Source organism: Nonomuraea sp. PA05, assembly GCF_008086045.1.
Lineage (GTDB): Bacteria > Actinomycetota > Actinomycetes > Streptosporangiales > Streptosporangiaceae > Nonomuraea > Nonomuraea monospora.
This window is the reverse complement of record NZ_VSEY01000017.1, coordinates 12,409-34,421: the sequence shown is the minus strand read 5'-3', so window position 1 is coordinate 34,421 and position 22,013 is coordinate 12,409. Positions and strand designations below refer to the sequence as shown.

19 protein-coding genes are annotated in these 22,013 nt (G+C 69.1%); 8 read left to right on the top strand and 11 right to left on the bottom strand.

The window, feature by feature from the left end:
• Window positions 1-290 precede the first annotated feature (290 nt).
• Together FXF51_RS25995 and FXF51_RS25990 are read right to left on the bottom strand one after the other, a co-directional pair.
• On the bottom strand, window positions 291-626 hold the full coding sequence (locus FXF51_RS25995; protein WP_148437287.1) for a hypothetical protein: 336 nt from the start codon (window positions 624-626) through the stop codon (window positions 291-293).
• Window positions 627-974: 348 nt separating this feature from the next.
• Entirely contained in the window at window positions 975-1,289 is a 315-nt protein-coding gene (locus FXF51_RS25990; protein WP_148437286.1) for a hypothetical protein, read from the bottom strand.
• Window positions 1,290-2,019: 730 nt separating this feature from the next.
• On the opposite strand from FXF51_RS25990, the gene FXF51_RS25985 reads away from it, so the two are divergent.
• On the top strand, window positions 2,020-5,526 hold the full coding sequence (locus FXF51_RS25985) for a WD40 repeat domain-containing protein (RefSeq protein ID WP_187414569.1): 3,507 nt from the start codon (window positions 2,020-2,022) through the stop codon (window positions 5,524-5,526).
• A gap of 301 nt (window positions 5,527-5,827) precedes the next feature.
• Here the strand turns inward: FXF51_RS25985 and sigJ are convergent, their stop codons facing one another.
• The 5 genes from sigJ to FXF51_RS25960 form a co-directional block, all read right to left on the bottom strand.
• Window positions 5,828-6,715: an RNA polymerase sigma factor SigJ gene (gene sigJ, locus FXF51_RS25980; protein WP_148437284.1), complete on the bottom strand. Its 888-nt coding sequence runs from the start codon at window positions 6,713-6,715 to the stop codon at window positions 5,828-5,830.
• A 264-nt stretch (window positions 6,716-6,979) separates the two neighbouring features.
• A complete protein-coding gene (locus FXF51_RS25975; protein ID WP_148437283.1) occupies window positions 6,980-7,600 on the bottom strand; it encodes a response regulator in 621 nt (206 codons plus the stop codon).
• Complete coding sequence (locus FXF51_RS25970; RefSeq protein WP_148437282.1) at window positions 7,597-8,943, bottom strand: sensor histidine kinase; 1,347 nt, start codon at window positions 8,941-8,943, stop codon at window positions 7,597-7,599. Before FXF51_RS25970 ends, FXF51_RS25975 begins: the two co-directional genes overlap by 4 nt.
• A gap of 6 nt (window positions 8,944-8,949) precedes the next feature.
• Window positions 8,950-9,714, bottom strand: coding sequence for an ABC transporter permease (locus tag FXF51_RS25965; RefSeq protein WP_222871459.1), 765 nt, complete (start codon window positions 9,712-9,714; stop codon window positions 8,950-8,952).
• A complete protein-coding gene (locus FXF51_RS25960) occupies window positions 9,714-10,643 on the bottom strand; it encodes an ABC transporter ATP-binding protein (protein ID WP_148437281.1) in 930 nt (309 codons plus the stop codon). The genes FXF51_RS25965 and FXF51_RS25960 overlap by 1 nt, the downstream gene beginning before the upstream one ends.
• Before the next feature lie 737 nt (window positions 10,644-11,380).
• Between FXF51_RS25960 and FXF51_RS25955 the strand changes: the two genes are divergently transcribed.
• The 4 genes from FXF51_RS25955 to FXF51_RS25940 all read left to right on the top strand — a co-directional run bounded on the left by FXF51_RS25955 (window position 11,381) and on the right by FXF51_RS25940 (window position 15,470).
• The gene (locus FXF51_RS25955; RefSeq protein ID WP_262379843.1) at window positions 11,381-12,193 is read left to right on the top strand and encodes an SDR family NAD(P)-dependent oxidoreductase; all 813 of its coding nucleotides are present in this window, start codon (window positions 11,381-11,383) and stop codon (window positions 12,191-12,193) included.
• Window positions 12,194-12,295: 102 nt separating this feature from the next.
• Window positions 12,296-13,444, top strand: coding sequence for a serine hydrolase domain-containing protein (locus tag FXF51_RS25950; protein WP_148437280.1), 1,149 nt, complete (start codon window positions 12,296-12,298; stop codon window positions 13,442-13,444).
• 11 nt (window positions 13,445-13,455) lie between these two features.
• On the top strand, window positions 13,456-14,907 hold the full coding sequence (locus tag FXF51_RS25945; protein ID WP_148437279.1) for an MFS transporter: 1,452 nt from the start codon (window positions 13,456-13,458) through the stop codon (window positions 14,905-14,907).
• Window positions 14,908-14,987: 80 nt separating this feature from the next.
• Window positions 14,988-15,470: a carboxymuconolactone decarboxylase family protein gene (locus FXF51_RS25940; protein WP_148437278.1), complete on the top strand. Its 483-nt coding sequence runs from the start codon at window positions 14,988-14,990 to the stop codon at window positions 15,468-15,470.
• A 90-nt stretch (window positions 15,471-15,560) separates the two neighbouring features.
• On the opposite strand, the gene FXF51_RS25935 is transcribed toward FXF51_RS25940, so the two are convergent.
• Together FXF51_RS25935 and FXF51_RS25930 are read right to left on the bottom strand one after the other, a co-directional pair.
• Window positions 15,561-15,881, bottom strand: coding sequence for a hypothetical protein (locus FXF51_RS25935; protein WP_222871458.1), 321 nt, complete (start codon window positions 15,879-15,881; stop codon window positions 15,561-15,563).
• A 130-nt stretch (window positions 15,882-16,011) separates the two neighbouring features.
• Window positions 16,012-16,977, bottom strand: a complete 966-nt coding sequence (locus tag FXF51_RS25930; RefSeq protein WP_148437277.1) for a ketopantoate reductase family protein — start codon at window positions 16,975-16,977, stop codon at window positions 16,012-16,014.
• 91 nt (window positions 16,978-17,068) lie between these two features.
• Here FXF51_RS25930 and FXF51_RS25925 point away from each other — a divergent pair, with 91 nt between their 5' ends.
• Together FXF51_RS25925 and FXF51_RS25920 are read left to right on the top strand one after the other, a co-directional pair.
• Window positions 17,069-17,638: a TetR/AcrR family transcriptional regulator gene (locus FXF51_RS25925; RefSeq protein ID WP_148437276.1), complete on the top strand. Its 570-nt coding sequence runs from the start codon at window positions 17,069-17,071 to the stop codon at window positions 17,636-17,638.
• Complete coding sequence (locus tag FXF51_RS25920) at window positions 17,635-18,240, top strand: tyrosine-type recombinase/integrase (protein ID WP_148437275.1); 606 nt, start codon at window positions 17,635-17,637, stop codon at window positions 18,238-18,240. Before FXF51_RS25925 ends, FXF51_RS25920 begins: the two co-directional genes overlap by 4 nt.
• Before the next feature lie 343 nt (window positions 18,241-18,583).
• Here the strand turns inward: FXF51_RS25920 and FXF51_RS25915 are convergent, their stop codons facing one another.
• Together FXF51_RS25915 and rsgA are read right to left on the bottom strand one after the other, a co-directional pair.
• Window positions 18,584-19,330, bottom strand: a complete 747-nt coding sequence (locus FXF51_RS25915; protein ID WP_148437274.1) for an SAM-dependent methyltransferase — start codon at window positions 19,328-19,330, stop codon at window positions 18,584-18,586.
• A gap of 17 nt (window positions 19,331-19,347) precedes the next feature.
• Window positions 19,348-20,403 carry a ribosome small subunit-dependent GTPase A gene (gene rsgA / locus FXF51_RS25910; RefSeq protein WP_262379842.1) on the bottom strand — a complete coding sequence of 352 codons (1,056 nt, stop codon included), beginning with the start codon at window positions 20,401-20,403 and terminating at the stop codon, window positions 19,348-19,350.
• 707 nt (window positions 20,404-21,110) lie between these two features.
• Between rsgA and FXF51_RS25900 the strand changes: the two genes are divergently transcribed.
• Window positions 21,111-21,938, top strand: a complete 828-nt coding sequence (locus FXF51_RS25900) for an alpha/beta fold hydrolase (RefSeq protein WP_187414568.1) — start codon at window positions 21,111-21,113, stop codon at window positions 21,936-21,938.
• Window positions 21,939-22,013 lie beyond the last annotated feature (75 nt).

Sequence of the window (22,013 nt, the reverse complement as noted above, 5' to 3'; positions counted from 1 at the left end):
AAACCCTTCGTGCGAAGGACCAGCAAGGTCAGCCACGACGTCTCCTTCCGATGAGCCCTCGGCGGTTGTGCGCCATCCACACCGGCGATTAAGAGCGGCCACCGGCGTCTTGGACATGGCTTGCGATTGACGAGCCGTCAGGTTCCCGTATGGCGATGGCAGGACCTTCAGGTCATGCCGCGCCCGCCTTCGCCGAACGCGCCCTCGCCGTCGCGGCAGGCGCAGGAGTGGGCGGCGCAGGTCGCGCCTTGTTGCCGTTCCCGATCACCGGCCGCGTCTTGTCCTCGCGGTCAGCCGCAGACGACCGTTCTGTTGTACTCGATGTAGGGGTAGCGCGTGTCGCCGTCGACCCGCCGGGAAGCTCCGGACGCCAGCCAGAAGCAGCTACTGTCCGGGGCGCTGTCGAAGATCACCTTCAAATAGTATCCGGCTCCAGGTGGGCAATTGTTGGTAAGGATCACGGAGTACCACTGGATGTTTTGCCTGTTGATACAGGCCGGGGCGGTCGGCTCGTCGGCAAATGCCGCCGTGGCGCCGACCGCCACGCCGCCGACGGCCAGTAGGGCAGTGATGACGACAGTTCTGAACTTGCGACGCGTTGCAGTGGAGATTTGAGAGATCTTCATGGTTTTCTCCTCTCTTCGGTGGAGAGTTCAGTGTTCGCTGTTGTGCGCCTCCCGTCTTTCAGTGATCGATATAGATGTGGTGCCGGAGCCCGGCTTTCGCCGACGTCTCGGCGGTTGTCGAGACCTCTGTCCAGTGGTGTCGTAGAGGGTTGACTCGATAATCGATCTTTGAGTGATCGAACAGGCTGGTTCCGAGGGCCGCCAGCTCCACGCCGGCGCGGCTCTAAAGGATTGGATCTACAAACCGCTCGGGTCGGAAGCCGCGCGACGCCAGCAATGTCGTGCGGATGGTGCGCTTGATCACGTGTTCCTCCTTTTGTTGTAGCGGGAGAGTCGGAAAGGGGGAGGTCAGGGCGCGCAGTAGGCCCTGGTCACTGACCGGTCGATAACACCTGTGGTGGTCACCTGCCAGGCCGCGGTCGTGAACTGGCTGCGTATGGTTGTGGTTGACCAGTGGTGCTTGACTTGCCGAGCGATGAACGACTCGATCCGCACGGTTGTCGTTCCCGCGCTGGTACGTTCGGTGATCCACACCACCTGTCCGCTTGTGCAGGTCAGGCGACCGCCGACCGTGTCGTCCAGCAGGGTAAGCGTTCCCTCTGCCGTGTCCGGTGTCGCGGAAGTTGCCAGTACGACTGCCATAACCAGAATCAGTGAGTGCATCGTGCGTGTCTCCTCATGTCGGATCGCTTTTCGCACGTTCACCTGCTAGCGCCGCCATCCGTCTGCGAGATCGCCGCTGCGACGGTGTACAAACCGGCGAGTGAGAGTACACCTAGCACTTGTCGACGTGCCCTTCAGGCGACCAACTTCCTTGATCAGCGATTTGATGTGGCTCCCGATTGACACTGCTGTATCCCCGGGACTTGGCCATCCGCGCTCTCACGTCGTGTCGCGGTCGAGATATCCTGATTGACTCTTCCGAAACTGGACTCATGGCGGAGGCGGCGAGTAACCGCACAGGACGGCGCTCGACCGCCGCTCAGGTTGTCATTCGGCCTTGACGATGTCCATCTGAGCGGGTCGAGGTGTTGTTGCCCAGCCCTGTTCTGGCTTAACAACATGCTCACGAAAGATCAGCGCCTGGGTGCCGACTTGGAATCAGGGGATGTTTCCTGCTGCGACCGCGCATGATACGCCGACTGGAGTAATCCGCTTGTGGCGGAACTGGTGTACAGATGGTTGAGGCGAGCGCGTTGCCAGGGGAGGAGTTATGCCGCGCCCCGAGCGGAAGTTGACTGGTTCCGGTCCGGTTGAGTCGTTGGCTGCCGGATTGCGGAAGTTGCGTCGGCAGGCAGGGAGTCCGGGGTATCGGGAATTGGCTGCGCGGGCTGAGTTCTCGGCTCCGACGTTGGCCAACGCCGCCGGCGGGAAGCGGCTACCGAGCTTGGCTGTGACATTGGCCTATGTGCGGGCGTGTGACGGTGACCCGCTCATCTGGGAGCAACTGTGGCGGCAGGCCGCCGCAGAGTGCGCCGCGAGCCACCCGTCGGACGCTGATGAGGATCCGCCTTATCAGGGGCTGCTCAGTTACGGGGTGCATGACGGCGCCCGGTTCTTCGGGCGGGACGCGATGGTGGCGCAGCTTGTCCGACTGTTGAGGCGGCAACGGTTTGTGGCGGTGTTCGGGGCCTCGGGCAGCGGTAAGTCCTCATTGCTGCGCGCGGGGTTGATCCCGGCCCTGACCACCGGTGCGGACGGGGCCGGAACGGATGGCGTGGGACCGTCCGGGCGTGCCGTGGTGCTGATGACGCCAGGCGGTGACCCGGAGGCGGCGGCGATGGAGGCGATCGGCTCGACACCGGCCGATGGTGAGCTGGTGCTCATCGTCGATCAGTTCGAGGAGGTGTTCACCCACTGCCGGGACCCGGCGCGACGCCGTGCGTTCGTGGACCGGATCGCAGGACTGGTGACAGGCCCCGACCCGAGGGCCACAGTGGTGCTGGGGATCCGGGCGGACTTCTACGCCCGCTGCGCGGATCTGCCGGTGCTGGCCAGGTTGCTGGCCGGGGCGAACATCCCCGTCCCGATGCTGACCGAGGACGAACTACGGGACGTGGTCACCAAACCCGCCGCCCTGGTCGGGCTGACCGTCGAACGCGCCCTGGTAACGAAGATCCTTGCCGAGGCGTCCGGGCAACCTGGCGCGCTGCCGCTACTGTCCCACGCATTGTTGGAGACCTGGCGGCAGCGCCGCGGTGACGTGTTGGGCATGACCGGCTACGAGGCCGCAGGCGGCGTGGCCGGCGCGATCGCCCGGACCGCGGAAACCCTCTACGACCGTTTCGACAATGACCAGCGCGTCACCGCCCGGCAGGCGTTGATCCGGCTGGTCGCGTTCGGTGAAGGTGTCGAGGACACCCGCCGCCGGATCCCGCGCGCCGAGCTGGACCTGCCCGGCATCGACTCGGTACTCGACCGGCTCGCCGCGGCCCGGCTCGTCGTGCTCGGTGAGGACACCGTCGAGATCGCGCATGAAGCTCTCATCCGCGCCTGGCCACGACTGCAACGCTGGCTGACCACCGACCGGGACGGGCTACGCACTCACCGACAACTCAGCGAGGCGGCTCGGTCCTGGACGTCGCTGGAGCGCGACCCCGGGGCGTTGTACCGAGGGGCTCGACTCGCCGTCGCCCGCGAGTGGGCCACCCGCAACGCCGGGCGCGCCACCATGACCGCAATAGAGCGGGAATTTCTGGACGCATCGATCGACCTGGCCGACCGGGAACGCGCCGCCATCGCCCGCCGCCACCGACAGCTCCGATACCTCGTCACCGCGTTGGGCGTGCTACTGGTGGCCGCCGTCGGCGCCGGCACGGTCGCATTCGTGCAACGCCGAGACGCGGTCGCGCAGCAGCAGACCGCGGTCTCCCGGCAGCTCGCTGCCGAATCGCTCGGGCTGGCCAGCACCGAACCCGGCACGGCCATGCTGCTTGCCGCGCAGGCCTACCGCACCGCACCGACGACCGAGGCGCGCGGTGCCCTGCTCAGTATGTCGCCCTATCGAGGCCACCTGGGCAAACTGCTCGGTCATGCCGGCGCCGTCTCCCAGATCGCCTACCTGCCGGATGGCAACACCGTGCTCAGCGTCGGCCGGGACCAGACCCTGTCCCTGTGGGACACCGGCCGACGCGCCAGAACGGCAACGCTCACCGGCCACCACACCTGGTTGACCGCTGCCGCCGTGAGTCCGGACGGGCACACGGCCGCCACCGGCGGCGAGGACAACCAGATCGCGATCTGGGATCTGGACCGCCGTGCCCCCGTCGCGACCATGACCAGCCTCACCAAGCGGGTACAAGACATCCTCTTCAGCCCTGACGGCCGCATCCTGGCCACCACCGCCGACAACGACGTGATCCTCTGGGACGTGGCCCGACACACCCGCGTGACCACGCTGTCAGGCCATACCGAAGCCGTGCGCACACTGGCGTTCAGCCCCGACGGACGCATCCTCGCCACCGCCTCCGAAGACTCGACGGTGATCCTCTGGGACATCCCCCGCTCCGCCCGGGTGGCCACGTTGACCGGCCACACCGACGACGGTGCGTACGCCGTCGCCTTCAGCCCGGACGGGGCCATATTGGCCGTCGGCACCGGCGACACCACCGCGGTCCTGTGGGATGTGCCCACCCGCACCCGGCTGACCACCTTCACCCACCACAAACCCGGACAGGTCATGGCACTGGCGTTCAGCCCCGACGGACGCACCCTGGCCACCGCCGGGGACGACAACACGGCGGTGCTGCTGTGGGACACCCACCACCGGGTCTTGCGGGGGCGGCTGAGCGGTCTCCGAACCGCTGTCTACACCATGGCGTTCAGCCCGCGCACCTCGATGCTCGCCGCCGGTGGCGAAGACGGCTCCATCCTCCTGTGGGATCCCAGCCAGCCTGTCGTCGCCGAACACCCCAAAATGGTCAGCGCCGTAGCGTTCAGCCCCGATGGGCGCACCGTCGCCACCGCCAGCGGCAACCAGACGACCCTGTGGAATACCGCCGACCGCGGTCTCCGCGCGGTCCTCACCGATGGTGAGGTGTTCACCAATGCCGTCGCCTTCAGCCCCGACGGCCGCACGCTGGCCACCGTCACCCAGCCCTTCCCCTGCTGCCCAGACGGCGCCGCCGGCAACACACTCACCCTCTGGAACCTCGACACCGGCACACCCACCAGGCTGACCGGGCACACAGGCCAGGTACTCAACGTCGCGTTCAGCCCTGACGGCCGCCGCATCGCCACCGCCAGCGTCGACCGGACCGTCCTCATTTGGGACTCCACCACCGGCGCCGTGCTCAAGACCCTCACCGGGCACACCACAGCGGTCAACGGCGTCCAGTTCAGCCCCGACGGACGACTGCTGGCCACCGCCGGCCACGAGCAGACCGTGAAGCTCTGGAACCCCGTCAGCGGAACCGTCCTCACCACTCTCACCGGCCACACCGGCTGGGTCAGAACCGTCAAGTTCAGCCCCGACGGGCGCACCCTCGCCACCGCCAGCCACGACCAGACCATCATCCTGTGGGACGTCACCACCCACACCCGGTTGACCACCCTCACCGACCACGCCGACGCCGACTTCACCGGCGTGGCGTTCAGCCCCGACGGACGCACCCTCGCCTACACCAGCGGCGAAACCAGCGTCGCCCTCTGGGATGTCTCGCGCCGACGCACCACAGCTCGCCTCACCGGCCACACCCAACGCGTCCACGCCGTCGCCTTCAGCCCCGATGGGAACACTCTCGCCAGCGCTGGTTCAGACCAGACCCTGATCCTCTGGGACGTCGATCCTGATCACGCGATCACCCACATCTGCACCGCCGCAACCCGAGATCTCACCCCCGACGAGTGGCACCACTACCTACCCTCCACCCCATACGCCCATACCTGCGCGAACAACTGATGGCCCTGCCGTCGAAGAAGAATCCCGTAGATCCGATCGGGCGCTTGACCGCCTCCTCCCATGAGGCGCCGCCGGCCTTCTCCACGATCACGCCCGGTCCAGCAACTCCTGGGCCCGCCTGACGAAGCTGGCCGCGTCCTCGACCGGGCGCGGATCCCAGCCTCGCCAGACCACCACGAAGCTCGTCAGAAAGTCGGCCGGCTCCTGCGCCGTGGCGGCCAGGACGTTCAGTCATCGGCGCCACTGGAGCCCGCCACCTGGGGACGTCTGTGAGGAAGCCGTCCTGGGCGTGGGCCGGGTTTCACGGCTCCAGGCGGGTGAGGTCGAGCCGGGCCAGCCGGTCGGGGTCGGACAGAATTTCGATGGTGGAGATCGTGCCGTCGGCGATGGTGAAGCTCATGACGGAGATGGGCCGGTCATCGATGGTGTTGACCAGGCCGGCGAGGCCGTTGACGAGCGCCGGATGGGTGGTGGCGCTGGTGGCCATGCGCTGGAAGGTGGCGAGTTGCCCGGCCACAGCCGCGACGCCGCGCAGGACCTTCATGCCGCCGGTGAGCACCCCGCCGTCGGCGCGCAGCACCACGTCGGGGTCGAGGATGGACACCAGCGCGGTGAAGTCGCCGCCGCGGGCGGCGGCTAGGAATGCGTCCACGACGCGGCGCTGATCGGCCGGGTCGGGGCCGGGGTTCGGGGCGGCGCCGCGGACGCGCAGGCGGGCGCGGCTGGCGAGCTTCTTGGCCGTCGCGGGGGTGCGGTCCACGATGGGCGCGATCTGCTCGAACGGCAGGCCGAACATGTCGTGGAGCACGAACGCCAGCCGTTCGGCCGGGGTCAGGGACTCCAGCACGACCAGCAGCGCCAGGCCCACCGCATCGGCCAGCAGTACTTCCTGCTCCGGATCGGCGGCATCCGCACGGCTGACCACCGGATCGGGCAGGCGGTCCTCCAGCGACTCCTCACGCCGGGACTTACGGGCACGCAGCATATCCAGACACACCCGGCCGACCACGGTGGTCAGCCAGCCGCCGAGATTGGCGATGTCGCCCGAGCCCGAGCGCGCCAGCCGCAGCCAGGCCTCCTGGACGGCGTCCTCGGCCTCGTTCAGCGAGCCGAGCATGCGGTAGGCGACCGCCTTCAGATGGGGGCGGTGCTCCTGGAACTGGTCGGCCAGAAAGTTATGGGGCGTCACGGTTGTCGTCCTCTCATTTCAGTCACGTCAGAGCGCTGACGCATCGAACGAAGGAAAGGTGACCGCGTACGCACCCGGTCACCTTTCCGCGGACTGTTCGTCATGTCGGCCTACGAGACTGGCAAGAGTCGCTGCTCAGATAGTCGGTGTTCTCTTCGCGGTGGTGTCTGTTGTTACGTTCTGTGGTCGCCGGGGGCGTACTTGCTCCAGGGTGAGCCGGCCGCCGTCACCGGCGACTGAGCGTCCCTAGACCCCCGGGCTGGGTCAGGTGAGCAGGCGACGGCGGTAGCCCTCGGCCACTGCCGAGGCTCGATCACGCACGCCGAGCTTGTCGTAGATGTGCTGCAGATGGGTCTTGATGCTCGCCTCGCCGATGAACAACGCCGTAGCGGCCTCTCGGTTCGAGTTGCCGTTCGCGACCAACTGCAGCACCTCCTTCTCCCGATCGGTCAGCGTGCCGGCGCCGGGCCTCCGGACCTGCCCCATGAAGTGCTGCGTCACCGACGGCGCGAGCACCGACTCTCCACGCGCGGCCGCGCGGACGGCTCGCATCAGCTCGTCGGGCAGCGCATCCTTCAGCAGATAGCCGATGGCACCCGCCTCGATCGCCGGCAGTACGTCGCTCTCGCTGTCGAAGGTGGTCAGGATCAGCACGCGGGCACTCGGGGCCCGCTCGCGCAGGGCCGCGGTCGCGGCGACGCCGTCCATCCCGGGCATCCGCAGGTCCATGAGCACGACATCCGCGGCCAGCAGCCGCGCACGTTCGATGCCCTCGGCACCGTCCCCGGCCTCACCTACCACGACGATGTCCTCGGCGTCGGCGAAGGTGTCGCGAAGACCGCCCCGCACGATCGGATGGTCGTCGACAATCACCAGTCGAATCATCGGTTGGTCTCTCCCTCTGCCCTCGTGCCCGCAGGGGTGATCGCCGGAACGCGCGCACTGACGGATGTCCCTTCACCCGGCGCGCTCTGCACCTCTATGTGACCGCCGACCCCTCTGATGCGCTGGCGCATGCTCGTCAGGCCGAAGCCGGTGCTGGCCCCCTTCGCGAACCCCCGTCCATCATCCCGCACGTCCAGCAGCACCTCGGGGCCCGTGTACGACAGCGTGACACCGACGCGGGTGGCCTCCGCGTGCTTGGCCACGTTGGTCAGCGACTCCTGCGCGACCCGGAAGAGTGACACCTCGATCGCCGGGCTCAGTGGCTCCCGGGTGCCGGTGACCTCCATGTGCGCGGTGATCCCCTGGTCCTCCGACCATCGCTCGGTCAACGTGCGCAGCGCGTCGGGGAGGTGCGCTCGCCCGAGTTCCTGGGGAGCGAGCGCCTGCACCGATCGTCTGGCCTCGGTCAGACTGCTGCGCGCGAGCCGGAGCGCACGCACGACATGCTCATCCGTCTCGCCCCGCACGCTCGCGGAACGCTCCGCCGCCTGGAGTTGGGTGATGATGCCGGCGAGCCCCTGGGCCAGCGTGTCGTGGATCTCGCCGGCCAGTCGCTGCCGCTCATCCTGCGCCCCGGATTCGCGGGCCTGGGCGACCAGTTGCGCGTGGAGCCCGGCGTTCTCGTGCAGTGCCGCCTCGAGTCGCTCGACGAGCTCCTCCCGCTTGCGTTCCTCTGGTTCGCTGCGCGCCGTCAGCAGGATGCCCACCCCGATCGCCGCGGTCTGCACGGTGACGATCAGGATGAACTCCGCGAGCATGTCCGGGGTCGGGCCGGCCCACACGCGCATCGCCGAGCCGTTGAGTGCCACGGAGGTGGCCAGGACGCCGAGCACCCCCAGCGGCCACGGCCTGAGCAGGTACGCGTGGAAGAAGCCCGCGACGGTGAAGACGAGGAAGATCTCGGAGTACGTCATGAGGGTGACGCACAGCGCCAGCAGCCCGACGAAGAAGACGCCCGCCCGCAGGGGCCGGAGCGTCCTCCTCTTGATGGGCAGCGTGTGACCGAACAGTACCCACGGCACCGCGACCGCGACCAGCCCGAGGACGGCTGCGCCCGCAGGCCAGAAGCGTTCACCGGAGGCAGGAAGCACCCACGAGAAATAGACCGCCGCCGAGATCGTCAGCAGCAGCCACGGTGAGATCAACTGCAGCAGGTCCCAGACCCGTAGCTGCTCCTGTTTCCAGGCCAGCCGGGAGCGATTGGCGGTCTCCGCCTCCTCCGCGATGGCGGATTCGTGCGTCCCGGAGCTCGGGCGCTCACCGGCCCCGGCATCCCCCATCATCGACACTTACTCCCAGCGGAAGAGCTTTGCGGCGATCGCGCTCGCGGTCACTGCGATACCCGCCATTATGGCAATCTGCAGCCAGAAGGGCTGCCCGCCTGCGGTGGCGGTGATCGCGCCCGCCTCGGCGGACCACGCCGCAGTGAGAGCCTGCAGCCCTGGCGGGATGAATTCGCCGACCTCGCGCAGCACGTCGGGCATGAGGGTACGGGGCAGGAAGGCTCCGCCGAAGAACATCAGCGCGACGAACAGGATGGTGCCGGCCTGGTTCGCGGCACTGCTCGTGCGGGCCACGGCCGCGGAGATCATGCCGAGCCCGAGCAGTGCCGCATAGCCGACGACGAAGGCGACGACGAGTTCCAGGGGCCGCTCGGGCGGCGTGATGTCCAGCACCGCCCACGCGAAGAAGATCATGAGTGACGCGGAGACGACCACGGAGGCGAACGCGACGATCATCTGCGCGAGCAGGACACTGCGCGGATGCACGGGAGTGGTCGACAGCCTGCGCAGGATGCCGCGCTCACGATACGTCGCGATCACCGCCGGGACGTGCTGCACAGCGATCATCACCATCCCGAACACCAGCGCGGTCGGCGCCCACACGTCGATGGACCGGAGCCCGCCGGTTTCCGGCGACGCCTCTCTGAGCGCCGGGACGGCACCCAGCCCGAGCAGGAGTCCCGTCGGGAACAGCACACCGAACATGACGGTGGCAGAGTCTCGAAGGAAGAGTCTCGTCTCGACCTTGACCAGCTTCAGGACAGCACCCATCAGCCAACCCGCCTTTCAGAGGGGGCCTCCGGGGCGCGTCCCGTGAAGGCCACGAACGCGTCGTCGAGGTTGCGCTGGTCGACGCGGAGATCCTCCGCCACGACCTGTGCCCTGGCGAGAGCCCCTGCGACGCTGCTCAGAAGCTGTCCCCTGCCGGTGACCAGCCAGCGGCCCTCGGTGATCTCGACATTGCTCACTTCGGGAAGCTCGGTCAGGACACTCTTGTCCAGCGGCTGACTCACGCGGAACCGGACCTGCTGTACCGCGCTCGACCGCGCGATCAACCCTTCCGGTGTGTCCACCGCGGCGACCCGGCCACCGTCGATGACGGCGATCCGGTCGCTGAGGCGCTCGGCTTCATCCATGAAGTGCGTGACAAGGAGGATCGTGACGCCCGTGTCGTGAACCCGCTCGATGAGGTTCCAGGTGTCGCGCCTGGCCTGCGGGTCCAGTCCCGTCGTGAGCTCGTCGAGAATCGCGATCTTCGGGTTGCCGACCAGGGCAAGCGCGATCGAAAGCCGCTGCTTCTGCCCACCCGAGAGGGCCTTGTACTGCGTGTCGCGCTTTTCGGTGAGGCTCAGGAGCTGCATGAGCTCGCGCCAGTCGGCGGGATTGCTGTAGAAGGAGCTGTAGAGCTCGAGGGCTTCGGCGACCTTGATCGCGTCTGGGCAGCTGCTCTCCTGCAGTTGCACGCCGAGACGCTCACGCACCTCGGCCCTGTCCTTGATCGGGTCGAGTCCCAGCACGGAGATCGAGCCCGAGTCGGGCGTTCGCAGCCCGGCGATGCTTTCGACGGTGGTCGTCTTGCCGGCGCCGTTGGGTCCGATGATGCCGAAGATCTCCCCCTCTTCAACGGTGAAGGAGACGTCGTCCACGGCAACGTGCTCCCCGTAGCGCTTGTGCAGGTTTCGTACTTCCAATGCGTACATGCTGCGAAGTTACGAACGCACCGCATCCCGCCACATCGACCGTGGCGGCTGAGCTCGGGTTGATTCGCGCCTCCACCGATCGGTGGATACACAGCGCCGTCCGGCTCCATCAGCGGCCGAGGTCGTTGAGGAGCCGCAGGTCCCTTGGAACGGCAGTCCCCCGATGTGCTCCTGCCACTCGGCGCCCTCCCTGCCGTCAGCGGCGCAGATCGAGGCGACCGCCGTTTCGGGATCCACTGTGACCTTCCGGAGCCTGCCGTCCGAGGAGGAGATGAGCAGGGCCGTCGAGCTGAATCCCACGGCGTAAGGCAAGTCGTCGACGTAGCCGATGAGCCCACGACCCGGCGCGCTGCCAGGTTCCGCACCTGGATCGTCTCGTAGCCGACACTGGCTGCCGTCGCGCCCGATCTCTGCGCCGGCAGCGCGGTGATCAGGCTCTGGTGCGCCTTCTGCGGTGGCACCAGCGCTTCGCGCAGCCCGGACGTCCAGAACGCCACCCGCCCATGTATGTCACCCCCGCGCGGAGAGGACCTGCCCCTGGAAGAGGGCACAGGGCTGTTCCTGAACGACCTTCCCTGCCGGCGTGTCCGTCAGAATAACGCGCCGCGCTGGAGCTGACCGAGGCCGTCACCCGGCTGGCCGACCGCTCCGGCGAGGCGGTCAGCGACGAGCTGTGGGACCTGGTCGCCCGGCACTACGACGAGAAGCAGATCTCGGCGCTGCTGCTGCTGATCGGCGTGACGAACCTGTTCAACCGGCTGAACGCGGCCATCAAAGAGCCCGCCGGCGCCTCCTGGAACTTACGCACGGAAAGCGAACCCACGATGAACGATCTCGACAGAACGGCGACGACCGTCGCGCTGGTCACCGGCGCCACCCGCAGAATCGGCCACGCCACCGCCCGGCTGCTGGGTGAGCGGGGCGTCACCGCGATCGTCGGCGCCCGTGACGAGGTGCGCGGCAAGGCCGTCGCCGGACCGCTGGGCCTGCCGTACGTGCGTCTGGACGTCACCGACGCCAGCAGCGTCCGGGCCGCGGCCGCCTGGATCGAGCAGGAGTACGGCAAGCTCGACATCCTGGTCAACAACGCCGGGATCATGGTCCCCGACGGGCCGCCCAGCCAGAGCACGGCCGAGCAGGCCCGCCAGGTGTATGAGACGAACGTGTTCGGCGTCATCGAGGTCACCAACGCGATGCTGCCGTTGTTGCGCCGCTCGCCCGCGGGCCGGATCGTCAACGTCTCCAGCGAGCGCGGCTCCATCGGGCGCGCCCTGGACCGGGGCCATCCGCTGTGGCCGAGGCTCAACCTGGCGTACTGCTCCGCCAAGACCGCGCTGAACATGATCACCGTGTCCTACGCCAAGGAGCTGTGGGACACCCTGATCAAGGTCAACGCGGTCGACCCGGGTTGGGCCAGGACCGACATCAACCAGGGCGCCGGCCTCAAGAGCGCCGAGCAGGGCGCCGCGGCGATCATCGCCATGGCGCTCCTGGACGCCGACGGCCCCACCGCCGCCTTCGTCCAGGACGAAGGCCCTCTCCCCTGGTGAACCCCTGAGGGGACGCCCAGCCCCCAGGGCCGCACCGGTCACCTTTTGCCGGCGCCGGCCGTCATGCCGGCGACCAGCACTCACTCAAGAAAGGTTCTGACAATGAGCAGGACGAACATTCACGGAACGGTGGTGGACGGCTTCGATCCGGTGCGCGAGGAGTTCGCCGCGGTGGTGGCCGAGCAGGACGGCCAGGTGGACGCGCAGCTGGCCGTTCACGTGCACGGCCGCCGGGTGGTGGACCTGTGGGCCGGGGACGAGGTCGGCGGCGACACGCTGACCGGGGTCTACTCCTCCACCAAGGGGGCCGCGACGCTGGTGGCTGCGCTGCTGGTCCAGGAGGGGGCTCTCGATCTCGACGAGCCGGTGGCGCGGCACTGGCCGGAGTTCGCCGCCGCGGGCAAGCACGGGATCACGCTGCGGGACGTGCTGACCCACCGCTCCGGCGTGATCGGCGTCGACGGCGGGCTGTCGGCGGCCGAGCTGGCCGACGACGCGGTGATCGCGCGTCGCCTGGCGGGGCAGCGGCCGTATTGGCGGCCGGGTTCGGCCTACGGCTACGGCGGGTTCGTCTCGTTCGCCCTGGTGAACGAGGTGATCCGGCGGGCGACCGGGCAGTCGCTGCAGCAGGTCTACGACGAGCGGATCCGGGTGCCGTACGGGCTGGACCTCTATCTGGGGCTGCCCGAGTCCGAGGAGGGGCGGTTCCGGCCGATCCAGTGGTGGACGGCCACGCCGGAGCAGGAGGCCGCGTTCTGGTCGAACGTGCCGGGTCCGCACAGCATCCTCGGCATCGGGTACGGGCTCAACAGCACGCCGCCGCTGGACCAGGTGGCCTTCGCCAACGACCGCGCCGTCCACGCTAACGGCCCGGCCTCGGCCGGCGGGGTGGGCAGCGCGCGCGGCCTGGCCGCCCTGTACGCGGCGGCCGTCTGGGGCATCGACGGACGGCCCCCGCTGCTCAAGCCGGACACCGTCGGCGAGTTCGCACAACTGCACTCCACCGGCTACGACCTGGTCCGCGGTGAGCAGGGCAACTACGCGCTCGGGTTCCAGGCCAAGGGCCTGCGTTACCCGTTCTTGAGCGCGAACGCGTTCGGGCACGACGGGTCGGCGGGCTCGGAAGCCTTCGCCGACCCCCTCAGCGGCATCGCCTTCGGCTACACGCGGCGGCGTTTCGGCTTCGGCTGGTCCTACCCCGAGCACGACCGGCTCGCCGCCGCGGTCCACCGTGCAGCCACCGCCTCGTGAGGAGCTTTCAGATGAGTACGCACACCCCGCCTCGTCCTGCGCGAAGCGGCCTGGCGTTGCTGGTGATCGCCGCCGCGCAGCTGCTGATGGTGATGGACGGCACCATCGTGACCGTGGGCCTGCCCGTCATCGGGACCGGACTCGGCATCCCCGAGGCCGACCTGGACTGGGTGCTCACCTCCTACGCCCTGGCCTTCGGCGGCCTGCTGCTGGCCGGTGGCCGCGCCGGTGACCTTTTCGGCCGGCGCACGCTGTTCCGTGCCGGCCTGGTCGTCTTCCTGGCCGCGTCCCTGCTGGGCGGCGTGGCGGGCAACGGGACCGTGCTGATCGTCGCCCGGGTGTTGCAGGGCGTCGGCGCCGCGATCGTCGCACCGGCCGCGCTGTCCCTGCTGGCCGACACCTTCCCCGCCGGGCCCCAGCGCAACAAGGCGCTCGGCGTGTACGGCGCCATGGGCGGCCTGGGCTCGGTCGCCGGCCTGCTGCTGGGCGGCGCGCTCACCGAGTACCTGGGCTGGCGCTGGATCATGTTCGTCAACATTCCCATCGCGCTCCTGGTCCTGGCCGGCACCTTCGCCCTGAAGCCGGGCACCCGCGAGCGCGGCGGCATCGACCTGCCCGGCGCCGCCGCGGTGACCCTCGGCCTCGGCTCGCTGGTGTACGCGATCAACCGGGCCGGCTCCCACGGCGTCGGCGACGGGCTCACCCTGACCTTCGGCGCGGCCACCGTCGCGCTGCTGGTGGTGTTCGCGCTCATCCAGCGCACTGCGCGCAGCCCGATGCTGCCCGCAGGCGTCCTGGCCGACCGCGGCCGGCTCGGCGCCAACCTGGTCATGCTGTTCATGGGCGCCGGGCAACTGGCCACCTTCTACTTCCTCACCCTCTACATGCAGACGATCGAGCAGTTCTCGCCCATGATCACCGGTCTGGCGTACCTGCCGTTCGCCGTCGGCATCGGCATCGGCTCCGGCCTCATCGGCCCCCGGCTGCAGGCCCGCGCCTCCACCCGGACCGTCCTGGCGACCGGGATGGCGGTGGCCGCCGCGGCGATGGGCTGGTTCAGCCTGCTGACCCCGGACCAGAATCCTCTGCTCGTGCTCCTACCCGCCCAGCTCGCCGGCGGCATCGGCCTGGGCATCGGGTTCGTCGCCGCCACCATCGGCGGCGTCCAGGGCGTCGCGCCGCGCGACTCCGGCATCGCCTCCGGCCTGGTCAACACCAGCCAGCAGATCGGCGGCGCCCTCGGGCTGGCCGTCCTGGCGGGCATCGCCGTCTCCGCCACCACCGGCCAGCCGCCGGGCACGCCCCTGCCCGACGCGCTCACCAGCGGCTACACCGCGGGCATGCTCGGCGCGGGCGGCTTCTACCTGGCCGCGATCCTTACCGCCGTCCTGCTCCTGCGCCCCCGGCCCGCGAACCGCGACAGCGAGCTCACGCCGGAAACGCTCGGCAGCACGCCCGGATGAACAGATCGCCTCACCGGTCACCTTCGCCCCGTGCGATCCGTCAGAGCAGCGAAACACCGTTCAGAAAGGAATCCTCCACCATGACCACCACCGAATCGCGCCTGCCCAACCCCGCCGTGCTCGTCCCCGAGCTCAAGGACATCGGCGGCGCCCTGTACAAGGCGACCGGGAACGCCACGATCCCGCAGACCACCATCAGCCTGCTCCAGCTGCGCGCCGGCCAGCTCGCCGGCAGCACCTACCTGACCGTCCTGCACACCGGCAACCTCCGCAAGGCCGGCGCCACCGAGGAGAGCATCACCGCCGTGGCCTCCTGGAGGGACGCGCCCTACTTCACCGACGCCGAACGCGTCGCGCTGGAACTGGTCGAAGCCGTGCTCACCCCGAACCCGTCCGGCGAGCGAGTCCCCGACGACCTGTACGCGAGGGCCTCCGAGCAGTACGACGACAAGGCGCTCGCCACGCTCATCATGGCCATCGGCCAGGTCTGCTTCTTCCTCCCTCTGGCCCTCATCGGCAAGCCGCTGCCGGGTTTGTCGCCGGCGGAGCAGTGGAGACCGTAACGCCCGCAACGCCCAGGGCGAAGATACGGCGACCCGTGCCTCGCCCTGCCTGTGACCTGGATTGTTTGATGGCGTAGGTTCCTGCACGTTTCAGCTGGAGGTCGGTGGGTCGCGAGTTCCTGGCCCGCCTGATCGCCCGCGCTCACGTGGCGCACCGCGACGACGACAACGCCCGCGCGCCCCGCTCTTGACCAGCTGCGGGAAGTCCGGATGCTGCCTGTCGGTGCTGAACCGCCGGTCGTTCAGCACGGTCCGCACGTCCTCGTGGCGGCTGACCACCCAGGCCCAGCCGTTGTCGGGCAGACGAACCCGCGAGACCGACTCTTCCTCGCGGATCTCCGCGTACGCCAGCGGCGGCACGAACGGGCACGCACGGGCCATGGGGAACTCGTGCTTCTCGGCGATAGTCATGACTTCCCTTCCACGACATCACGACCAGGCGACAGAGGTTGGACAGCGAAAAGCCGTGTGTGAACGGCAGCTGGCCGACCGGTGCGACCGGGTTTGGCTCTGGGACGCGGCGGACCAAGGGGACCTAGATTCAGACCCGACCCGTCCCCTCACGGGCGAAGTGCGGTTCCGCCGCTTCCAGTCGCGGTACCGAGATGCCCAGCCGTCGTGCTTCGGCCAGGGTGTCCCGGCAGACCTCGCGCGGCTCCTCGGCATCGGGGTCGGAGTGCGCCGTGAGGCTCACGCGCGCGGGCGCGACATGAGCGGTCAGCCAGGCGAGCACGGATGCCGTCAGCCAGGTGGGCGCCCGGAACGGCAGCACACCGCCCCGGTGCCGTCGCAGGTCGAGGCCGCGCGCCTGGAGGAGCGGCAGCAGTTCGCGGCCGGCCAGCAGCGCCTCGCGCAGGTCGCCCGTCGCCCCGGCCAACTGGGACAGGGATCCCAGCCGCAGGCCCTGCGAGAACATGCCGGCGTCCGACGCGAAATGGACCCACAGCCAGCCGCGGAAGTCTGGCCGCTCCTTGATCCGGAGCCCGGCCTCGCGAAACGCCTGGCGCACGGCCCGTTCACGGTCGGTCGGGGGCCGGTCGAGTGTGCCGAAGACGACCGACGGCAGGAGTACTCCGTGGAGTACGTCGTCCGCGCCGAAACCGCCACCGGCTCGGGGAAAGCCCCAGGCGACCTGGTCGGCGGGGAGTGCGCCGATGGCGGCGAGCGGCTCGGTCCAGAGGTTGCCGAAGATCAGCACCGTGGCCTGGCCGACGCGCGGGGCCAGGAAGGCCGTCGCGCCCGCGAGGCGATGGTGGGGCACGCTGAGCACGACCAGGTCGAAGTCGTGGTCCGGCTCCAGCGCCTCGCGGTAGCGCACCGGCCACTTCTCGGCGACGCGCCGCCCCCACACTCGGCGCCGCATATCGAACAGGTCGAGGTCCACCGCGTCCCCGTACGTCGCCGCGCGACCCGGCCGGACGTAGAACTCAACGTCATGTCCCGCCTGTTGCAGGGCCCAGCCGTAGATGCTGGCGATCACGCCTCGGCCGAACATCAGGATCTTCACACTGCACCTCGTGGGGTACGATCGAATCGGAGGCAATCTCCACTTTCTCAAAATATGGAGATCATCTCCATTTGTCAACGTGAGGCGGCGCATGACCACCGACAAGCCCCTGCGGGCCGACGCCCAGCGCAAGCGTGACGCCCTGCTCGCCACCGCCCGGGAGGTCTTCGACGCCGGCGACTTCTTCGACCTGCGCTTCGATGACTTCGCCCGCCTGGCAGGGGTGGGCACCGGCACGCTGTACCGCCACTTCCCCACCCGGGCGGCGCTGGCCGAGGCGGTCTACCACGGAGAGATCGCCGCGCTGTGCGACCGCGCCCGTCGGCTACAGGCCACACTGCCCGCGGCGGAGGCGTTGGCGACCTTCCTGCGCGGCATGGTCGACCACATAGCTGCCCACGAGGGCCTGGCCCGGACGCTGGCCACGCTCATGGCCGATCGCTCGGGTGCCCTCGCCGAGGGCAGCCGGGCGCTGGAACAGGCTGTCACCGACCTGGTGGCCGCCGCCGTGCGGGACGGCGCCGTTCGCGACGACGTGGGTGGCGGTGCCGTGATGATGGCGCTGCACGGCATCGGCGCGGCCCATGACCGCCCCGGTTGGCGGGCCGAGGCCGACGACGTCATCACCCTCGTGCTGGACGGGCTACGCCGCCCCCTATGACCAGAACTTCGGATGGCCAACGCCCGTCACCTCTTCCCAGGGCCGCCAGTTCCTTTCAGGAACCAGCCCGCCCGCTACGCGACCGTGCCATCATCTACCCGCTGTTCGGCACCGGGCTGCGCCGCGCCGAGCTGGTCGGCCTGGACCTTGACCAGTTGGAGCCGGCCGAGGTCGACGGGCTGCGGCAGGCCAAGAAGGCGCGTCTGACCGAAGTACGCGGTAAGGGCCGCGCCGTCTTTGTCGGCCGCGACGCCCGCCACGCCCTGGCCGACTACCTCGAACACGAGCGGCCCGGCGACGCCGCCGCCAGCACCGGCCCGGCCGCGCTGCTGCTGTCGGCCGCCTCGATCGGTGCCCGCCGCCCCGACGGCCGCCTCTCGCCCCGCTCGATCAACACCGTCGTCGCCGAGATCGGCCGCCTGCACGATGCCCAGACCCCCGACCGCAAGCTCGGCACCCTGCGCCCGCACGACGCCCGCCACGCCTTCGCCTTCCAGCTCTCCCAAGCCTCCGGCCACAAGCGCGCCGAACTCGAACGCCGTGCTACTTCGTTGGAAATTTTTGCATTGCTACAACTGCCGCCATTAAAGGGACTGCAGTGAATTTCTTAGAGTAATAAGATCAGGGGTGCCCGTGGGGACGGATATGCCGATCGCGTCTTTGACCTGCACGCTCGCAGGGGATGCGGATATCTCGCATCAGATGCAATCGACGAAGAGTGAGTGGTGGCCTTGAAAGACCAGGACAATTCGAAGTTCTCAGCCACCGGGACTCCGGTCATCAGATGGATCCGCGGCGCTGCGCCGGTCCGGAAGAAGGTCAGGGCCTGCACGGAGGCGGAGGGTGTCGGCTCGCCCTTGCCGTCGGCTTGAGCGCCGTGGTGATGAAGGGTCCCGGGTGGGGCCCAGAACGGTTTGACGTCTGGGCCCACCCGGGACGGGGTTGTCAGCGCTTCATGAGGGCGAAGACGCCCCAGCTCAGGTACTCACGCCCGTAACGGGCGTAGTGGGCGGGCTCGGTGGTGAGTTCTTCCCGTACGTCGGGAGCGAGTTCGTCGTCCGGGTTCTCATCGAGCCAGCGGCGCATGCTGAGCCACTGAGCCGCGGCGTAGCGGTCCCAGCTGTTCTGGTCGGCCAGCATCATTTCCACGACGTCGTACCCGAGTTCCTGGAACTGCTCGATCAGAGCGGGGAGGAGCAGGAAGTCGGCGATGGAGGTGGCGTGGCATGCCTTGGCGGTCTCCTCGTCCGGCGGGGTCTGCCGCCAGAAGGGTTCGCCGATCAGCATCATTCCTCCCGGGCGGAGGCTGCGCTGGAGCAGTTGGGTCGTTCCGGCGACGCCGTTGCCGATCCAGGTGGCGCCGACGCAGGCGGCCAGATCGACCGGCTGGTCGGCGACGTGGCCGGCGGCGTCACCGTGGAGGAACTCGACCTGGTCGGCGACGCCGAGTTCGGCGGCGCGGGCCCGGGCTTGCTCGGTGAAGAGCGTGCTGATGTCGACCCCGGTGCCGGTGAAGCCCAGGTCGCGGGCCCAGGTGCAGAGCATTTCGCCCGAGCCGCTGGCCAGGTCGAGTACCCGGGTCCCAGTGGGGAGGCGGAGGGATTCGCCCAGGGTGGCGAACTTGTCCGCGGTCAGCGGGTTGTGGATGCGGTGGTTGCTCTCGCGGATGGTGAAGATGCGGGGAAGGTCCATGACCTGATTCCTTTCCGTCATGCCTTGAAGTGGGAGGACTGCTTGAGTGCGCGCACCTGTCGCGAGATCTGCTTCAGGGGCCGTTCCAGCTCGGCGCGCAGCCGCGCGTCGGTGCGGGAGGCGGCGTAGGCGTTCTCGCGCTGGAGCCGGTGATAGCTGTCGAGGCGCCGCTGGGTGAGGCGGCCGTCCTCGACGGCGGCCAGCACGGCGCAGCCCGGTTCGGTGCTGTGAGCGCAGTCCCCGAAACGGCAGTCTCGGGCCAGCTCGGTGATCTCGGCGAAGGTGTGCTCCAGGCCGTCGTCGGCGTCGTGCAGACCGACGCCGCGCAGGCCCGGGGTGTCCAGCAGGACTCCGCCATGGGGCAGCGGCACCAGTTCGCGCCACGCGGTGGTGTGCCGGCCCTTGCCGTCGCTGCCGCGCACCGCGCCGGTGGCCAGGAGGTCCTCGCCCAGCAGGCGGTTACCGAGGGTGGACTTGCCCGCGCCCGAGGGCCCGAGCAGGACGACCGTGCCTGACAGGACGGCAGCCAGGACGTCCAGGCCCTCGCCGGTGGTGGCGCTGGTAACCAGCACCTCCACGCCCGGGGCCGCCTGGGCCACCTCGGACGCCGCCGAGGCGGGGTCGGCGGACCGGTCGGCCTTGGTGAGCATCACCACGGGCGTGGCGCCGCTTTCCCATGCCAGGGTGAGCATCCGCTCGATCCGGCCGAGCTTGAGCGGGTCGGCGAGGGAGACGGCCACCGCCACGGTGTCGACGTTCGCGGCCAGTACCTGGGCTCGGGAGGTGCGCGAAGAGGTGGAGCGGACCACGGCGGTCCGGCGCTCCAGCACCTCCACCACGGTGGCGGAGGTCGCTGCGCCGGCCGGCCGGACGGCCACCCAGTCGCCGGTGCACGGCGTCAGCCGATCACCGGCGCCCGGGGAGAGGAGGACCATCGCGCGGACGGGGCCGGTCTCGGCGACGACGTCGCAGAGACCGCGCTCGGCCCGCACGACGCGGCCCGGCACCAGTCCCCCGGCCCGCGACGGACCGAAGGACCGCTCACGCTCCGTGTCCCAGCCGTAGTCGGCCAAGGTCAGGACGCGCGAAAAATGGGAGAGAGCAGATGGGTGTGAAGCGTGTTGGTGAAACAATTGAAGAGACCCTTGAAAGGGGGTCTCGCCGGACGTCAGACGTGCCGGAACCACTCCCGCAGAGGGGAGGCTGGCAGAGGAAAGGTCAGGCCGAGACCCGAGAGATGCGAACGAGTCGGGCACCGCACACAGCGGTGGTCACCACGACCGTCATCGCGCATCTCCTCCGATCTCCAAGAATGGGCCTGTTCGCCACTTCAACAGCAACCGTAGCATCTTCTGTGAACCTCTGCGTCGACTCGCGCTGGCTGTTTCCCGGACGCCGCCCCGGCCAGGCCCTCCGCCACGAGTTCCTCGCCGGCCAGATCACCAGCATGGGTATCCCCACCACCGCCAGTCGAGGAGCCGCCATCCGCCAGCACATCCGCGAAAGCCCAGCCCCTGTTGTCGCTGACGCCCTGAACTACCACCCCGGCACCGCAACCCGAATTGCCGCCCTCATCGGAATCACCTACAGCCGATACGCTCCGGGCGACCACTCTCAGTCACCTCGGCCCCTGCCTCAGCTGAGAACCGACGACAGTTGAATAGGCGAGCTCACCAGACCGGGCCTACGTCAAGCCGGCATGGTGACGACCGCCCGGGTTTCATCTTTGCGGGAACATTTGTCCAAGACCGACAGCCGGTCGCCCGTGCAGAGTCTCCGCATGAGTGAATACGACATTGAGCACTCGCATGGGATGCACGTGGTCCATGACGGCCCGCGGCAGGCGCCGCCGTTGCTGCTCATCCACGGATCGGGGGCCTCGGGCGCCTTCTGGGGTCCGGTGGTCCCGGCACTGGCCGGCCACCATCACGTCATCCGGGTCGACCTGCCGGGTTGCGGCCAGTCCCCGCCCGCGCCGTCGTATGACGTGCCCGCGCAAGCGGGCCAGGTGGCGGCGCTGCTGGACGGCCTCGGCCTTCGTCACGTCGCCGTGGCCGGGCACTCCAGCGGCGGCTACGTCGCCACCGCACTCGCCGAGCAACGTTCCGACCTCGTCGGTTCGCTTGCGTTGATCAGTAGCGGCCCGAGCCCGGATGCGCTCCTCCGGCAGCCGTTCATCCTTCGGCTCCTGCTGGCCCCGCCGCTGGGCCCGCTCCTGTGGCCGAGGCGTTCGGACGCGATGATCCGCAAGGGGATCAGCGCGACGGCCGTCCGCCCGGTGGATCTCCCGGACGACGTGGTCGCCGACGTACAGGGCATCACCTACCGCATGATGCGGACGGTGCTGCACCGCAACACCGCCTACATCGCCGAACGGAGCGTGCCCGAGCGTCTGGCCGCCCTCGGCCTCCCCGTACAGGTGATCTTCGGTGCTGCCGACCCCCGCTGGGAGCCGTCCTCGGCGCACCGCTACGACGCGGTGCCGGACGCCCGGGTCGTGCTGCTGCCCGGCGTCGGGCACCTGCCCATGCTGGAAGCGCCCGAGACGGTTGGCGAACTGCTGCTGAGCTTCACGGCAACGGGGCCGTCGACCATCCGCAATGCCTGATGCCCGGACTGGCCAAGTGTTGCCGACTGGGACGTCACCTGGCCGGGCATGGGTGGACGTCGCGATCCCGAGCCC

Excerpts from the sequence above, each read along its gene's own strand:
- FXF51_RS25995 (WP_148437287.1), bottom strand. The coding sequence starts at position 626 with ATGAAGATCTCTCAAATCTCCACTGCAACGCGTCGCAAGTTCAGAACT.
- FXF51_RS25990 (WP_148437286.1), bottom strand. The coding sequence starts at position 1,289 with ATGCACTCACTGATTCTGGTTATGGCAGTCGTACTGGCAACTTCCGCG.
- FXF51_RS25975 (WP_148437283.1), bottom strand. The coding sequence starts at position 7,600 with ATGATTCGACTGGTGATTGTCGACGACCATCCGATCGTGCGGGGCGGT.
- FXF51_RS25970 (WP_148437282.1), bottom strand. The coding sequence starts at position 8,943 with ATGATGGGGGATGCCGGGGCCGGTGAGCGCCCGAGCTCCGGGACGCAC.
- FXF51_RS25965 (WP_222871459.1), bottom strand. The coding sequence starts at position 9,714 with ATGGGTGCTGTCCTGAAGCTGGTCAAGGTCGAGACGAGACTCTTCCTT.
- FXF51_RS25960 (WP_148437281.1), bottom strand. The coding sequence starts at position 10,643 with ATGTACGCATTGGAAGTACGAAACCTGCACAAGCGCTACGGGGAGCAC.
- FXF51_RS25950 (WP_148437280.1), top strand. The coding sequence starts at position 12,296 with ATGAGCAGGACGAACATTCACGGAACGGTGGTGGACGGCTTCGATCCG.
- FXF51_RS25945 (WP_148437279.1), top strand. The coding sequence starts at position 13,456 with ATGAGTACGCACACCCCGCCTCGTCCTGCGCGAAGCGGCCTGGCGTTG.
- FXF51_RS25940 (WP_148437278.1), top strand. The coding sequence starts at position 14,988 with ATGACCACCACCGAATCGCGCCTGCCCAACCCCGCCGTGCTCGTCCCC.
- FXF51_RS25935 (WP_222871458.1), bottom strand. The coding sequence starts at position 15,881 with ATGACTATCGCCGAGAAGCACGAGTTCCCCATGGCCCGTGCGTGCCCG.
- FXF51_RS25925 (WP_148437276.1), top strand. The coding sequence starts at position 17,069 with ATGACCACCGACAAGCCCCTGCGGGCCGACGCCCAGCGCAAGCGTGAC.
- FXF51_RS25920 (WP_148437275.1), top strand. The coding sequence starts at position 17,635 with ATGACCAGAACTTCGGATGGCCAACGCCCGTCACCTCTTCCCAGGGCC.
- FXF51_RS25915 (WP_148437274.1), bottom strand. The coding sequence starts at position 19,330 with ATGGACCTTCCCCGCATCTTCACCATCCGCGAGAGCAACCACCGCATC.
- FXF51_RS25900 (WP_187414568.1), top strand. The coding sequence starts at position 21,111 with ATGAGTGAATACGACATTGAGCACTCGCATGGGATGCACGTGGTCCAT.